The sequence below is a fragment of the Serratia marcescens genome, from assembly GCF_006715005.1.
In the GTDB taxonomy this organism is placed as follows: domain Bacteria; phylum Pseudomonadota; class Gammaproteobacteria; order Enterobacterales; family Enterobacteriaceae; genus Serratia; species Serratia montpellierensis.
Genome location: NZ_VFMJ01000001.1, coordinates 2,060,970 through 2,075,038 on the forward strand (window position 1 = coordinate 2,060,970; position 14,069 = coordinate 2,075,038).

Consider the following 14,069-nt stretch of genomic DNA (forward strand, 5'->3'; position numbering starts at 1 on the left):
TTGAATTATTAATATATTAGACAAAAAACTCGCCGCTCCCTATCATTTTGTTATCTGTAAAGTGTCTGTTTATCTCCCCGAAGTTCGGTAAGGAAACGCTGTGACAACCCCTGTGCGTTCTGCGGCCGTGATGCCGTCGACGCTGGCCGCCAACGATGATGCGGCCGCTGCGCCAAACGTAAAACGCTCCACCCTCAACAACAAACTCCCCTATATCGAACGCGGCACGCCGCAGTTTATGCGCGTAACGCTGGCGCTGTTTTCCGCCGGGCTGGCGACCTTCGCGTTGCTCTACTGCGTGCAGCCGATCCTGCCGGTGCTGTCGCAAGATTTCGGCGTCTCGCCGGCGGAAAGCAGCCTGTCGCTTTCGGTCTCCACCGGCCTGCTGGCGATCGGCCTGATGTTCACCGGGCCGCTGTCCGACGCCATCGGCCGCAAGTCGGTGATGGTGGTGGCGCTGCTGCTGGCGGCAGTCTGCACGCTGATTTGCGCCTTTATGACCAGCTGGCACGGCATTTTGCTGATGCGCGCGCTGATCGGCCTGTCGCTGAGCGGCGTGGCGGCGGTCGGCATGACCTACCTCAGCGAAGAGATCCATCCCAGCTTCGTCGCCTTCTCGATGGGGCTGTACATCAGCGGCAACTCGATCGGCGGCATGAGCGGCCGCCTGGTGACCGGGGTGTTGACCGACTTCTTCTCTTGGCGCGTATCGCTCGGAGTCATCGGCCTGTTCGCCCTCGGCGCCGCCTGCATGTTCTGGCGTATCCTGCCCGCCTCGCGGCATTTTCGCGCCAGCTCGCTGCGCCCGCGCACCCTGCTGATCAACTTCAAGCTGCATTGGCACGATAAGGGCCTGCCGCTGCTGTTTGCGGAAGGTTTCCTGTTGATGGGCAGCTTCGTCACCCTGTTCAACTACATCGGCTATCGCCTGCTGGCGGATCCCTACCACCTGAGCCAGGCGATTGTCGGCCTGCTGTCGGTGGTGTACCTCACCGGCTCCTACAGCTCGCCCAAGGCCGGTGCGCTCACCTCGCGCTTCGGGCGCGGCCCGGTGCTGCTGGCGTCGATAGTGATTATGCTGATCGGGATCCTGATTACCGCGCTGCCGCAGGTGCCGGCGATCTTTATCGGCATGATGCTGTTCACCGCCGGTTTCTTCGCCGCCCACTCGGTGGCCAGCAGCTGGATTGGCCGCCGTGCGCGCCGCGCCAAAGGCCAGGCGTCGTCGCTGTATCTGTTCTGCTATTACGTCGGCTCCAGCGTGGCCGGCACCCTCGGCGGCGTGTTCTGGCACAGCTTCGGCTGGAATGGCGTGGCGGCGTTTATCAGCCTGATGCTGTTGCTGGCGCTGCTGGTGGTGCATTACCTGAAACGCCTGCCGGAAGCGGCCCGTCTCTGAAAAGAAAAAGCCGCGGTGGTTTGCCGCGGCTCGTCATGTCAGTGCCTGTGATTATTGGCCGGTTTTCCAGCGGGTGCGCAGGTACTCCACGGCCTTATCCGTTTGCGGCTCAGTCAGATTGCGTTGCCGGAACAGGATGGTTCCCCCCATTCCCGGCAGGCTCTCGTTGAGATCCAGCTGCCTTTTCAGCTCGGGAACGCCGCCGTCGACGGTCCAGGCCGGTTCGCTGGTCACAGGCGTACCCACTTTATACAGCGCCACCCCGGCATAGAGCCGAACCGGCGTGCCTTTCACCACCTCGGCCCACCAGTTGGCCAGCACGTCGTAGCGGACAATTTCACGATCAAAAGGCCAATACAGCTGCGGAGCGATATAGTCGAGCAGCCCCAGTTTTACCCACTGGCGCGTATCGGCATAGGCCGTATCGTACGATGGCGCCCCTGCCCGCGTCGCCGAGCCGGCAGGATCGTCCGCTTTGTTTCGCCATACGCCCGCCGGGCTGACGCCAAACGCAACCGCGGGTTTCAACGCTTTGACGGTGGCTGAAACCTGTTTTATCAATTGCAGCGTGTTGTCCCTGCGCCAGGCGGCTTTGTCTGCAAACCCTTTGCCGTAGGCGCGATACGTCTTTTCATCATCCAGCGGCGATTGCGGTGTTTCGTAATAGAAATAATCGTCAAACTGAATGCCGTCGACATCATAGTTTTTGACTATTTCAGCCACCACGCCGGTGATCCAGTTGCGCACGTCGGGTAAGCCTGGATCGAGCACGAAGCGATCGTTGGCCGTGCGGATCCAATCGGGATGCAGCGCATAGACGCTGGCCGGTGGGGACTGCAACGTCTGATTAAGTGCATCAATCGTTTGCTGTCGGGCATTCATGGAAACCCGATAAGGGTTCAGCCAGGCATGCACTTTGATGCCGCGTCGATGCGCTTCTTGCAGCATAAAGGCCAGCGGATCATAACCCGGATCCCGGCCCACGGTGCCGGTCAAGACCTCAGACCAGGGCAAAATGTCAGAACGCCACAGGGCCGTACCGTCCGGTTTAACCTGAAAATACACGGTGTTAATCCCGGTTTTCACCATGTCGTCCAGTGCGTCCGTCAGCCCCTGCTTCTGCAGGCGCACCCGCTCTTGCGCGGTTTCCGCTTTCAGGGTGGCCGCCGGCGGCCAGTCCAACCCAATAACCGTGGCCAGCCAGATGCCCCGCATCGGTGTAACCGGCGGTGTCGGCTGTGCAGGTTTCTCCGGTTCGGGGGGCTTGGCGCATCCGCTCACGCCGAGCATTGCGGCCATCAACAGCCATCCGCCTAATTTTGTTGCGCCTGTCGGCATAAATATTCTCCTTCCGTGAGTGACGGTTATCCCATGTCGTTTCGTGCAGAGCAAGAAACCGCCCGCTTTCTCAACGCTATCCCGCTGCCGGCGTCGCCCTGTTCAGACGACGCCGGTGTCTTTATCCCATTACCAGCTCAGCCCCGTCCCGCGAGGGAACGCCACCTTGCCCGTATTGGTTTCCACATCGTAGTCATGCCAGGTGTTAACCGGCAGTTTTCCGTGCGGTGTGATTTTCCCCGTCAGCACCTGTGCCAGAGAAATCATCGAGTGGCCACGCCACACACCGCCGTCATACCCGTAATAGGAATAGGTGGCGACGGCCGCCTCCACCTCTGCGGCATAGTTCACGATATCGTAAGGTGCGCGCAGTGAGAGGTGAACGCGTTTTTTCCCCTGCTCGGCGGCGTATTTCAACCAGCCCGGATAAGGGCTGCTGTCATTACCCGCCCCGGTCGCGGAGGTAACGACCCCATCCTGTTCAGCAGGGGTAAAGCGGGTTGAGAGGGTTCCGAGCAGGAACACGTCGCAGCCGGCAATATGTTCCCTGACCTGGGCGTCGCTCAGTTCCGTTTCCTTCGCGGCAACGATGTTCTGATACCCCTCTTGTGCCATCACGCGCGCAATGCCGTTCGCCTGCTCGCCCCACGGGGTCAGAATAAAGTAGCGCAGCGCCTTGTCTTTTAACGGCAACAGGCTGTGGCGATTGATGACTACGGTAATGGAGCGATCGGCGATGCGCTTTTCCAGCTGGTGCGCTGAGGACGCAACGTCGTTGGAACAAGGTTTATCGCTATGCCCCATCAGGCCATGGCGCAATTTAAGGCGCAAAATTCGCTCGACCGAGGCATCGATATCAGCCTCGCTGAGATGCCCCGTTTTCACTCTGTCCGCAAGGTACCGGATCAACGCCGGCAGCAGACTCGCCTGGGCCGGTGAGGCGATGCTGACAGGCATCAGGGCAATATCCACCCCGGCGGCAAAGACGTTTTCAGCCGCCGCTTGCTGGCTGAAATGCTCGGCAATCGCGCCCATATCCAGCGCGTCTGAAATCGTTACGCCCGCATACCCCAACTCATTGCGCAGGATCTGGGTCTGAATTTCATGCGACATGGTGGCCGGCACCGTGATTTTTTCACCGCTGCGGGTATCGATCTGGCGGTTATCCAGTGCCGGATACTGAATATGCGCGGTCATGACCATGTCCGGCGCCGCGCAGCGATCGATAGCTTGCTTATAAGGGGCGATATCGATGGCAAAAGCCTCTTCCCGCGTGCGATCGACGCGCGGCAAACCGGTATGCGAGTCGGTGGAGGTGCTGCCATGGCCGGGGAAGTGTTTATATGCGGTGATCAACCCCTGGTGCTTCATGCCCGCCACCATTTTCTCTGCCAGACGAGAAACGGTATTCTTATCATCGCTGAAGGCGCGAACGTTAATCACCGGGTTGAACGGGTTGGTGTTGACGTCCACGACCGGGGCAAAGTTGGTATTGATATGCAACGCGCGCATATCCTGAGCCATCAGCTTGCCCTGTTCAACGGCGAGCTGTTTATCCGCACCGCCCTCAATCGCCGCCGCCAGCGCCATATTGCCGGGGAATGAGGCATAGTCGCCGCGCGGCAGCCGGAAAACGTTACCGCCCTCGTTATCCGTGCCGATAAACAGGCGAATGCCGGCGTGCGTTTTCATCGCGGCATACCAGGCCGTCAACGTTTTGATCTGCTGCTTGTCTTTCAGATTATTGGCGAACAGGATCACTCCACCCACGTGGTTATCGGCGATCAGCTTGCCAATGGCTTCATCGGGAACGGTCATATCCTGATTGCTGCTACCGTTCTGATCCCAGTAGCGAAAATCCAGCATGATTTTTTGCCCGATCTTCTCTTCCAGCGTCATGTTTTTGACTTTCTGTTTAATATCCACAGTAAACCTCCGTTTAAAGCACCCGTTAATGACAGAAGAAAAGATAACCCGAGGGGCTCATAGCGTCCTGCCATTCTGTTTGTTTCAGTGATTGGACAACGGCGATCGGAAAATGGATTAAACAAAATACAAACGAACAGGAAAAAATCCATCAGTGAATCAAAACGCTACGCATACCGGGTGTATTGCGTGCCTGCTGCCAGAGACCGCTATGGCGCATTTTCTACTGGTAAGCCGGGTGGCCAGTGAAGCTACCGTTACCCCAGTAGCCGATGTTGCCCCCAGTCCGCCACTCTTCTATAGTATGTTGTAACTAATATAGGAGCGTGCGATGAGCAGATACGATGTGATTGGCCGAATGAACGCCTGCTTTACCGAGCTGGAGCAGGCGCTCGGCGCGTTGCAGCAGCAGATCGTCCCGCTGCGGCTGCTGGCGGCGCGGGTGTTCAGCCTGCCGGAGGTTGAAAAAGGCCTGGAACATCAGGCTATCTCGCATATCGCGGTCGAACAGCATGTGGGACAAGCGGCGCGCGATCTGGCGCTGGAGCATTATCAGCGGCTGTTCATCCACCATAACCGGGAGAATGTCAGCAGCAAGGCCGCCGTGCGCCTGCCCGGCGTTATCTGTCTGGCGGTGGAGCAGCCGGAGTATCAGGCGCTGCAAACGCAGCTGGCGCTCATCAACCGCCTGAAGGGCGAACTGGAACAGATTATCACCGTCGATTCCGGCCTGGCGCCGGAGCAGCGTTTCGAGTTCGTACACACCCATCTGCACGGGCTGATTACCCTCAGCGCCTATCGCACCCTCACCGCCCTGACCAACCCCGACTCCGTGCGCTTCGGCTGGGCCAACAAGCACATCATCAAAAACGTCAAGCGAGACGATATCCTGGCGCAGCTGGAAAAAAGCCTGAAAGCCGGCCGCGCGGTACCGCCGCACAGCCGTGAACAGTGGGCTGCCCTGGTCAGCCGCGAGATAGACGACGTCGGCCGCCTGCCGCAGCACGCGACGCTGAAAATCAAGCGGCCGGTCAAAGTACAGCCTATCGCCCGGGTGTGGTATCAGCAGCAGCAAAAGCAGGTGCAACACCCCTGCCCGCTGCCGCTGATCGCCCTGTGTCAGGTAGAGAGCGGCGCCGCCGTGCCGAAGATTGGCGAGCTGCTCAACTACGACGTCGACGCGGTGAAACACCGTTACAAACCCGACGCCCGGCCGCTGCGGCTACTGGTGCCGCGCCTGCACCTGTATACCGACGACGCTACTCGCTGAGGGTATACACTCGCAGGCGATGGCCGTCCGGGTCCCGTGCTACGAAGGTGTAACCGAACTCCATCTCGGTCGGCGTTTGCTCGATAGGCAACCCGAGCTCGCGCCACTGGTTATAGCGCGCCTCGACCTCTTGCGGATCCTGGCATAAGAAGCCCAGCTCACCGCCGCCGCCGGTCAGAGTAGCCGCCGGTTTTACCCCCTGTTTGGCCCACATCCCCAGCTTGAAGCCGTTGTTGAGCACAAACAGGGCGAAGCCGGGAGAAAGCTCTACCGGCGCCTGTCCCAGTAAACGTTGATAAAAGGCGGCGCTGTTCAGCGGGTTGTCGACGTAAAGCAGGGTCATGCTGGGAAGGGTCATCGGTCTGTCCTCTGGGTCATGGGAACCGGCCGGCTCCCGATAGGCACAGACTAAGGGGCACGACTGACAGTTTATGGCAGCAGCGTGCCGCTATTGCTCCGCAATGCCCTCGCGAAGGCGCCACTCTTTCAGCAGCCGCCGCCGGCCGCGCGGATAGCGCTGTTCCAACGGCGTAGCGGCCTGAATGCGGTCGAGGCGAAAATGGCGAAACGCCTGGCGCAGCTCGCACCAGGCGACCAGCATCTGGAACTGGTCGAAAAAACCCAGCGCAAAGGGCCACAGCAGGCGTTCGCTGCGCTGCCCCGCCAGATCGAGATAGTCGATATGCAGCTTGCGCTCGCGGCGGATGGTGTCGCGGATCAGCACCCGCAGCTCATCCGCCACCGGCGGCGCCTGAACCGGCGCGATCAACAGCGTGTTGGCCTCAAGCTCCTCCCGCAGCGCCGGCGGCAGCACGTCGGCAATCTTGACCAGCGCCTGGCCCGCCGCGCTCGCCAGCTGACTGTCGCCGTGGCGGCTGACCCAGCGCATCCCCAGCACCAGCGCTTCTGTCTCCGCCTGCGAGAACATCATCGGCGGCAGCATAAAACCGGGCCGCAGCACATAGCCGACGCCCGCCTCGCCGACGATCTCCGCCCCCTGCTGCTGCAGCGTGGCAATGTCGCGGTACAGCGTGCGCATACTGATGCCCAGCGTCTGCGCCAGCGTATGGCCCGCCACCGGATAGCGGTGGCTGCGCAGCAGCTGCATCAGATCGAGTAAACGTTGTGCGCGCGACATATCACGATTCCCTGCATAGCGCGGTTTGGACAAAATCGGCAAAGGCTCGCGCCTTGGCCGAGACGAAATGGCCGCCGGGGAACACTGCCCACAGCGCCAGCGGCGGCAGTTGCCAGTCCGCTAAAGCCGCAATCGCCGCCCCGCTTTGCAGCTCGTTGCGAAACATGCCTTCGCTGGCGACGGTAGCACCGAAGCCCGCCATCACCAGCTCACGCACGCACTCCGCCGCATTGACCCGCATGCGCCCCGGCAGCCGCAGCGTGCGCTGTTCCTCTCCGCGGCTGAAGCGCCACTGCTCGCCGCCGCCACGTCGATGATAAATCACCATCTCGTGCTGCAACAGATCTTCCGGCCGCTGCGGCATACCGGCAGCGGCAAAATAGCCGGGCGTACCGATCACGCATTGTTTTACCTCACCCAATTTACGGGCGGTAAAACCGGAATCCTCCAGCTCGCCAATACACAGGGCAATATCGATGCCCTCTTCAATCAGCGACAGATTGCCGTCATCCAGCAGCAGATCGACGTTCAACCGTGGATTGGCGCGCATAAACGCCGTCAAATCAGGCAGGGGAACGATGCGAGCGAACACCGCCGCCGAAGCGACCCGCAGCCGGCCGCTCAGGGTCTCGCCTGCGCTCTGCACCAGCGCTTCCGTTTCCGCCAGCTCGTTCAGAATACGCCGGGTGCGTTGATAGAGCTGCTGCCCCGCATCCGTCGGCTGCAGGCCGTGGGTCGAGCGCAGCATCAGGCGCGTGCCGAGCTGCTGTTCCAGCCGCGCCACCGCTTTTGAGACTGCCGGCTGCCCCACGTGCAGGCGCCGCGCCGCTGCGGTAAAGGAACCGCTCTCGTAAACGCAGGCATAGGTTTCGTAATCGGCAAATTTACCCATGGCATTCCTTGCTGGAATAACGATTAGCATTTATTGCAGTCTACACGCGCCATTGCGGAATGGGCAAGATGAGCACTTCCCCCTCATTCCCGTCAGGAGAACGCATGACGCTGCAAGACAAACTCGATACCTTCAAAGCGGCATTCGAAGCCGACCAATTGCCGTTCACACTCGCAGAACAAGAGCACGCGCTGATGCGTAAGGCGATCCAAACGCAGATCGCTTCCGGCATCGCCGAACGCGCCCTGAAGATCGGCGACGCCGTGCCCGGCTTTACCCTGCCGGACAGCGAAAACCGGCCATGCTCTTCCACGGCGCTGTTGGCGAAGGGCCCGCTGGTCGTCAGTTTCTATCGCGGGATCTGGTGCCCCTACTGTACGATCGATCTGCAGGCGCTGCAGGCCGCATTGCCCGCCATCACGCAGCACGGCGCGCAGCTCGTGGTCATTTCACCGCAGAGCGCGGTGCATAACCGCCAGGCCGCGCGCGATCACGATCTCACCTTTCCGCTGCTCAGCGATGCAGGCAACCGCCTGGCGGCTCAATTCGGCCTGCGTTACCGCCTGCCGGACGCGCTGATCGCCCTGTATCAACAGCGGCTCGGCCTCGATCTGGCGCAGTTCAACCAGGATGACAGCTGGACGCTGCCGCTGCCGGCGCGGTTCGTTATTGCCCGCGATGGTCATATTGCCTATGCGGAAGCGCACGCCGATTACACCCGGCGGCCGGAGCCGCAGGCGCTGTTGTCGGTACTGGAAGGATTAGCGTGAAAAAACGGGGCGCAACCGCGCCCCATTTAGGCATGACGTCATTATTTCTGCATGCTGCCGACCATCGCTTCCGGCCGCACCCACTCATCGAACTGCGCTTCGGTCAGATAGCCAAGTTTCAGCGCCGCGGCTTTCAGCGTCAGCCCTTCCTTGTGCGCTTTCTTGGCGATTTCCGCCGCCTTGTCGTAGCCGATGTGGGTATTGAGCGCCGTCACCAGCATCAGCGATTCGTTCAGCAACTGGGTGATGCGATCGCGGTTCGGTTCGATGCCCACCGCGCAGTGCTCGTTGAAACCCTGCATGCCGTCGGCCAGCAGGCGAATCGACTGCAGGTAGTTGTGGATCACCATTGGGCGGAACACGTTCAGCTCAAAGTTGCCGGAAGCGCCGCCGATGTTCACCGCCACGTCATTGCCCAGCACCTGGGCGCACAGCATGGTCATCGCCTCGCACTGGGTCGGGTTGACCTTGCCCGGCATGATCGAACTGCCCGGCTCGTTCTCCGGGATCGAAATCTCGCCGATGCCGCAGCGCGGGCCGGACGCCAACCAGCGCACGTCGTTGGCGATCTTCATCAGCGAAGCCGCCAGCCCTTTCAGCGCGCCATGCCCCTGCACCAGTGCGTCGCAGGTCGCCAGCGCTTCGAACTTGTTCGGGGCGGTGACGAACGGCTGATGGGTCAACTCCGCCAGCGCTTTAGCGACGCGCACCGCGTACTCAGGGTGGGTGTTCAGGCCGGTGCCGACCGCCGTGCCGCCCAGCGCCAGCTCGGCGATGTGTGGGATACTGTCCTCGATGTGTTTCAGATTGTGCGCCAGCATCGCCGCCCAGCCGGAGATCTCCTGCCCCAGGGTCAGCGGCGTGGCGTCCTGCAGATGGGTACGGCCGATTTTGACGATGTCGCGATAGGCTTCAGCCTTGTCGCTCAGCGTCTTGTGCAGCACTTTCAGCTCGGGGATCAGGTGCTCGCGCAGCGCAATCACCGCCGCCACGTGCATCGCGGTGGGAAACACGTCGTTGGAACTTTGGCTTTTATTGACGTCGTCGTTCGGGTGCACCTTGCGCTCTTCGCCGCGCACGCCGCCCAGCAGCTCGCTGGCGCGGTTGGCCAACACTTCGTTCATGTTCATGTTGGTCTGGGTGCCGGAGCCGGTTTGCCAGATTGACAGCGGGAACTGGTCGGCATGACGATCTGCCAGCACTTCGTCGGCGGCATTGATGATGGCGGCGCCCCGCTCGGCCGGCAGCAGCCTCAGATCCACGTTCACCTGCGCGGCGGCGCGCTTGGTCAACGCCAGCGCGTGAATCAGCGCGGTCGGCATCTTTTCGGAGGAAATACGGAAATGCGCCAACGAACGCTGGGTTTGCGCGCCCCACAGCTTGTCGGCCGGTACTTCGATGGGGCCCATAGAGTCTTTTTCGATACGAACGCCTGCCATCATTATCTCCTTAGCATAATTCCTAAAATTGTAGGGTTAGGCCGACGCGCTACCCCCCGTCGGCATGCACTCCCAGTATAGTGACATAATAACTATTCGCATTAAGAGAGTTATCTCACAGCACGTTTCATCTCTTTTACCCCTTCATGACGCGGTTATTTTCCGTCGGTTAACCCGCACCGAAATAAACGGCCGGCATGACCGGGAGAATAAAAGCGTGGGTAGCCATTAACGCGGATGGCGCGAATTAAAATTATTGATGCGCTGGGCCTGTAAATGATTGAGCTCATCGATACGTTGCTGCTGCAGATGATTGATCTCGTCGTAGGTGTTCTGCCTTTCATTATGGCGATAGGCCCCGGTCACCACCGCGCCGGCGGTGAGCGCCAGCGGATGCGTCACGGGCGCGATCGCGGCGGGAACCGCTACCGGTGCGGGTGTAACGACGATCGGCGCCGGCGCTATCACCACGGTGCGCGGCGCGGCGTAAGGATAGGTGACAATCACCGCCGCCTGGGCTGTGCCGGTGCAAAGCCCCAACAGCAACAACAGTTTTTTCATGCAACAGACCTCTTGTTTCGTTAAATCGACTCGTTAGCCGTTACGGTAAAGGGGTCTGGCGCGCAGGTTTAAGCTCGGCGTGTGATCGCCCGGCGCCGCGCGAAAATAATAATAAGGGAGTGGCTCAGACGGTAAAAAATAAATTCAGCTGACATATTCTGACATGCTGAAAAATAAATAAGGAGGCAAGATGCCGGGCTATCGGCAATAACCCCACTGTCCCAAAGAATAATCGATCGGCGGTTTTTGACGGCCGCTTTGAAGGCAGTGCGCCATTTGAGACGCCGATCGTTATCACGCTATACTTTGGCCCGTTGCCGGGCGCGACGTTATCCGGCGTTATTTTGATCGCGCCCATGATTTTTCCCGCCGACGCGGGCGTATGATGGTCGTCGGCATAGATTAAGTTAATCTTATAAAATCAGTTAGTTATTGCCATGCAGTGCGGCAATGACGCAGAAGGACGTTTATCGACATGCAAAAAATGACCAATGCGGTACAGAATTACGCCTGGGGCAGCCACGATGCGCTGACCCGTCTTTACGGCATCGCCAATCCCGATAATCAGCCGATGGCCGAACTGTGGATGGGCGCCCATCCCAAGAGCCCTTCCCGCGTGCCGGGCGCCGATGGCGCGCTGCGTTCGCTGCGCGAGCTGATCGATGAAGACCAGCCAAAGCAGCTGGGCGCCGACGTCGCCAGCCGCTTTGGCGAGTTGCCGTTCCTGTTTAAAGTGCTGTGCGCCGATCAACCGCTGTCGATCCAGGTCCACCCGAGCAAAGCGGCGGCCGAGATCGGCTTCGCGAAAGAGAACGCCGCCGGCATCCCGCTGAGCGCCGCCGAACGCAATTACAAAGACCCTAATCACAAGCCCGAGCTGGTCTTCGCCCTGACGCCTTTCCTGGCGATGAACGGCTTTCGCGAACTGACCGATATCGTTTCCCTGCTGCAGCCGATCGCCGGCGCGCACCACGATATCGCCGCCTTCCTGCAGCAGCCGGACACCGCGCATCTGTCCACCCTGTTCGCCAGCCTGTTGACGATGAGCGGCGAGCAAAAGTCGCTGGCGCTCGGCGTATTGAAAGCCGCGCTCAACAACCAGCAGGGTGAACCCTGGGATACCGTGCGCTTTATCGCCGGCTTCTATCCGGACGACAGCGGTCTGTTCTCACCGCTGCTGCTGAACGTGGTGCAGCTCGCGCCGGGCGAGGCGATGTTCCTGTATGCGGAAACGCCGCACGCCTACCTGAAAGGCGTGGCGCTGGAGGTGATGGCCAACTCGGATAACGTGCTGCGCGCAGGCCTGACGCCGAAGTTCATCGACGTGCCCGAGCTGCTGGCCAACCTGCAGTTCCGCCCGCAGCCGGTGTCAGGCCTGCTGACCCAGCCGGAGCAACGCGGCAACGAGCTGTTCTTCCCGATCCCGGTGGAGGATTTCGCCTTCTCGCTGCACGATTTGACCGCCGCGCCGCAGGCGCTGGCACAGCGAAGCGCCGCCATCGTGTTCTGCGTCGCCGGCGAAGCGACGCTGGAAAAATCCGGGCAACGCCTGACGCTCAAACCGGGCGAATCCTGCTTTATCGGGGCTTTCGAATCCCCGGTCAACGTCAGCGGCAGCGGCCGCATCGCCCGGGTTTATAACCAGTTGGCCTAACCGTTGATAAATTTCAGCAAATTGCTTGCTGAAAGCGAGAGCTACCCCCACAATTAAACGCCTGCGGGCGTTATTTGTCGGCCCCTATTTGCCCCTCCCGCGTAACGGAGGGTGATAAAAAAAAAGGATGAAACAGAGCTATGAAAAAATCGTTAGTCGCTGTCAGCGTCATTGTGGTTCTTGGCGCAGCATGGACCGGGGCATCCTGGTACACCGGGAAACAGATCGAGCAGCACATGGGCGAAGTCGTCGACAACGCCAACGGTCAGCTGAAAGCCTACCTGCCGAAAGCCGGCGTTAAGCTGAGCTATGAAAATTACCAGCGCGGCCTGTTCAGCAGTAAAGTGCGTTATGTGTTGCGTTCCGACGGCACGGATACCAGTGAAAACGCGGCGCTGAAAGCCGGTGAAGAAGTGGCGTTCCTGGAAACCATCGATCACGGTCCGTTCCCGTTCGCGCAGCTGAAGAAATTCAACCTGCTGCCGAGCATGGCGTCGGTGCATACCGAACTGGAAAATACCCCGGCGGTGAAAGGCCTGTTTGACGCCACCAAAGGCAAATCGCTGTTTACCGCCGATTCACGCATCTCGTACAGCGGCGATACCTCGTCTGCCATCGATGTTATCCCATTGGATTACCAAAAGGATAAGTCCTCGCTGAAATTCAGCGGCGCCACCATCAACGCCGATGTGTCCAGCGATCTGAAAAAATTCGCGCTGGACGCCAATAGCGACAATATCGTGATCGCCAGCCCGAACGCCTTCGGCCAAAACGAACAGATCACCTTCCAGGGCTTCAACCTGAAAGGCGACAGCAACGAGAGCAAGTTCGGCGTGAAACTCGGCGATCAGACGATGACGCTGAAGCAGTTCAAACTGACGATCGACGGTAAAGACACCGTGGCATTGGACGGTTTCAATCTGGTGAGCAAGTTCGGCGAGCAAGGCAGCAGCAATATCGGCGGCCAGATCGACTACACCATGGACGCACTCAAGGTACAAGGCAACGACTTCGGCGCCGGTAAACTGACGCTGAAAATCGACAACGTCGACGGCAAAGCGCTGAAAGACTTCTCCGATAGCTACAACCGCCAGACCATGGCGCTGCTGCAGCAGGGCGAAAACCTGGATCCTGACGTCTACGAACAACAGACCACCGAGATGCTGCAAAAGAACCTGCCGCTGCTGCTGAAAGGTAACCCGAGCATCAGTATCGCCCCGCTGAGTTGGAAAAACAGCAAGGGTGAGAGCACCTTCACGCTGGATCTGGCGCTGACCGATCCGAGCAAGGCTTCTTCCCCGGCGCAATCGTCGGATCAGTTGATCGCTCAGGCGGTCAAAAAACTGGATCTCAGCCTGACCATTCCGGAAGCAATGGCCACCGAGGTGACCGCGAAGACCGCACTGTTGCAGGGATACAATGAAGCAGACGCGCAGAAATTGGCGCAGCAGCAAGTGCAGGGCCTGGCAGCCATGGGCCAGATGTTCAAGCTGACAACCCAGAAAGACGGCGTGATCGCGAGCAAGTTCCATTACGCTGACAATCAGGTTGACCTGAACGGCAACAAAATGTCGCTGCAGGAGTTCATCGGCCAATTCGGCCTGCTGGGCGCCCCAGCGGAAGACGGCGAACCGGCGCAGGAAGCGGAACCCGCTCCGGCACCGGCGCAGTAATCGCCTGAC

General features: G+C 60.0%; 13 protein-coding genes. 5 read left to right on the forward strand and 8 right to left on the reverse strand.

The features are described 5' to 3' along the window. The first annotated feature begins 130 nt into the window (after positions 1 to 130). On the forward strand, positions 131 to 1,399 hold the full coding sequence (locus tag FHU12_RS09775) for an MFS transporter (protein WP_185742363.1): 1,269 nt from the start codon (positions 131 to 133) through the stop codon (positions 1,397 to 1,399). Positions 1,400 to 1,450: 51 nt separating this feature from the next. Here FHU12_RS09775 and FHU12_RS09780 read toward each other — a convergent pair whose 3' ends face one another. Continuing rightward, positions 1,451 to 2,737, reverse strand: coding sequence for a glycoside hydrolase family 10-like protein (locus FHU12_RS09780; RefSeq protein ID WP_185742294.1), 1,287 nt, complete (start codon positions 2,735 to 2,737; stop codon positions 1,451 to 1,453). Positions 2,738 to 2,866: 129 nt separating this feature from the next. After that, positions 2,867 to 4,663 (reverse strand): glycoside hydrolase family 3 protein, encoded by a 1,797-nt coding sequence (locus FHU12_RS09785; RefSeq protein ID WP_141969038.1) that lies wholly within the window; start codon positions 4,661 to 4,663, stop codon positions 2,867 to 2,869. Positions 4,664 to 4,994: 331 nt separating this feature from the next. Between FHU12_RS09785 and tus the strand changes: the two genes are divergently transcribed. After that, entirely contained in the window at positions 4,995 to 5,933 is a 939-nt protein-coding gene (gene tus, locus FHU12_RS09790) for a DNA replication terminus site-binding protein (RefSeq protein WP_141969039.1), read from the forward strand. Here the strand turns inward: tus and FHU12_RS09795 are convergent. From FHU12_RS09795 to FHU12_RS09805, 3 genes are all read right to left on the reverse strand, one after another. Further along, entirely contained in the window at positions 5,923 to 6,291 is a 369-nt protein-coding gene (locus FHU12_RS09795; protein ID WP_141969040.1) for a VOC family protein, read from the reverse strand. The genes tus and FHU12_RS09795 overlap by 11 nt on opposite strands. A 90-nt stretch (positions 6,292 to 6,381) precedes the next feature. After that, the gene (locus tag FHU12_RS09800) at positions 6,382 to 7,071 is read right to left on the reverse strand and encodes a helix-turn-helix transcriptional regulator (protein ID WP_141969041.1); all 690 of its coding nucleotides are present in this window, start codon (positions 7,069 to 7,071) and stop codon (positions 6,382 to 6,384) included. A gap of 1 nt (position 7,072) precedes the next feature. Continuing rightward, positions 7,073 to 7,963: a LysR family transcriptional regulator gene (locus FHU12_RS09805; protein WP_141969042.1), complete on the reverse strand. Its 891-nt coding sequence runs from the start codon at positions 7,961 to 7,963 to the stop codon at positions 7,073 to 7,075. A 104-nt stretch (positions 7,964 to 8,067) separates the two neighbouring features. On the opposite strand from FHU12_RS09805, the gene FHU12_RS09810 reads away from it, so the two are divergent. Continuing rightward, positions 8,068 to 8,733, forward strand: coding sequence for a peroxiredoxin-like family protein (locus tag FHU12_RS09810; RefSeq protein ID WP_141969043.1), 666 nt, complete (start codon positions 8,068 to 8,070; stop codon positions 8,731 to 8,733). Positions 8,734 to 8,774: 41 nt separating this feature from the next. On the opposite strand, the gene fumC is transcribed toward FHU12_RS09810, so the two are convergent. The 3 genes from fumC to FHU12_RS09825 form a co-directional block, all read right to left on the reverse strand. Further along, positions 8,775 to 10,172: a class II fumarate hydratase gene (gene fumC, locus FHU12_RS09815; RefSeq protein ID WP_141969044.1), complete on the reverse strand. Its 1,398-nt coding sequence runs from the start codon at positions 10,170 to 10,172 to the stop codon at positions 8,775 to 8,777. A 228-nt stretch (positions 10,173 to 10,400) separates the two neighbouring features. Further along, positions 10,401 to 10,733, reverse strand: coding sequence for a hypothetical protein (locus FHU12_RS09820; protein ID WP_141969045.1), 333 nt, complete (start codon positions 10,731 to 10,733; stop codon positions 10,401 to 10,403). 124 nt (positions 10,734 to 10,857) lie between these two features. Beyond that, on the reverse strand, positions 10,858 to 11,091 hold the full coding sequence (locus FHU12_RS09825) for a hypothetical protein (RefSeq protein WP_141969046.1): 234 nt from the start codon (positions 11,089 to 11,091) through the stop codon (positions 10,858 to 10,860). 117 nt (positions 11,092 to 11,208) lie between these two features. On the opposite strand from FHU12_RS09825, the gene manA reads away from it, so the two are divergent. Continuing rightward, complete coding sequence (gene manA / locus FHU12_RS09830) at positions 11,209 to 12,387, forward strand: mannose-6-phosphate isomerase (protein WP_141969047.1); 1,179 nt, start codon at positions 11,209 to 11,211, stop codon at positions 12,385 to 12,387. Between the two features lie 140 nt (positions 12,388 to 12,527). Beyond that, positions 12,528 to 14,060 carry a YdgA family protein gene (locus tag FHU12_RS09835; protein WP_141969048.1) on the forward strand — a complete coding sequence of 511 codons (1,533 nt, stop codon included), beginning with the start codon at positions 12,528 to 12,530 and terminating at the stop codon, positions 14,058 to 14,060. The last annotated feature ends 9 nt before the right edge of the window (positions 14,061 to 14,069 follow it).

Bases quoted from the DNA above. Each gene is read 5' to 3' on its own strand.
- FHU12_RS09775 (WP_185742363.1), top strand. From the start codon at position 131: ATGCCGTCGACGCTGGCCGCCAACGATGATGCGGCCGCTGCGCCAAAC.
- FHU12_RS09780 (WP_185742294.1), bottom strand. From the start codon at position 2,737: ATGCCGACAGGCGCAACAAAATTAGGCGGATGGCTGTTGATGGCCGCA.
- tus (WP_141969039.1), top strand. From the start codon at position 4,995: ATGAGCAGATACGATGTGATTGGCCGAATGAACGCCTGCTTTACCGAG.
- FHU12_RS09795 (WP_141969040.1), bottom strand. From the start codon at position 6,291: ATGACCCTTCCCAGCATGACCCTGCTTTACGTCGACAACCCGCTGAAC.
- FHU12_RS09800 (WP_141969041.1), bottom strand. From the start codon at position 7,071: ATGTCGCGCGCACAACGTTTACTCGATCTGATGCAGCTGCTGCGCAGC.
- FHU12_RS09805 (WP_141969042.1), bottom strand. From the start codon at position 7,963: ATGGGTAAATTTGCCGATTACGAAACCTATGCCTGCGTTTACGAGAGC.
- FHU12_RS09810 (WP_141969043.1), top strand. From the start codon at position 8,068: ATGACGCTGCAAGACAAACTCGATACCTTCAAAGCGGCATTCGAAGCC.
- fumC (WP_141969044.1), bottom strand. From the start codon at position 10,172: ATGGCAGGCGTTCGTATCGAAAAAGACTCTATGGGCCCCATCGAAGTA.
- FHU12_RS09820 (WP_141969045.1), bottom strand. From the start codon at position 10,733: ATGAAAAAACTGTTGTTGCTGTTGGGGCTTTGCACCGGCACAGCCCAG.
- FHU12_RS09825 (WP_141969046.1), bottom strand. From the start codon at position 11,091: ATGGGCGCGATCAAAATAACGCCGGATAACGTCGCGCCCGGCAACGGG.
- manA (WP_141969047.1), top strand. From the start codon at position 11,209: ATGCAAAAAATGACCAATGCGGTACAGAATTACGCCTGGGGCAGCCAC.
- FHU12_RS09835 (WP_141969048.1), top strand. From the start codon at position 12,528: ATGAAAAAATCGTTAGTCGCTGTCAGCGTCATTGTGGTTCTTGGCGCA.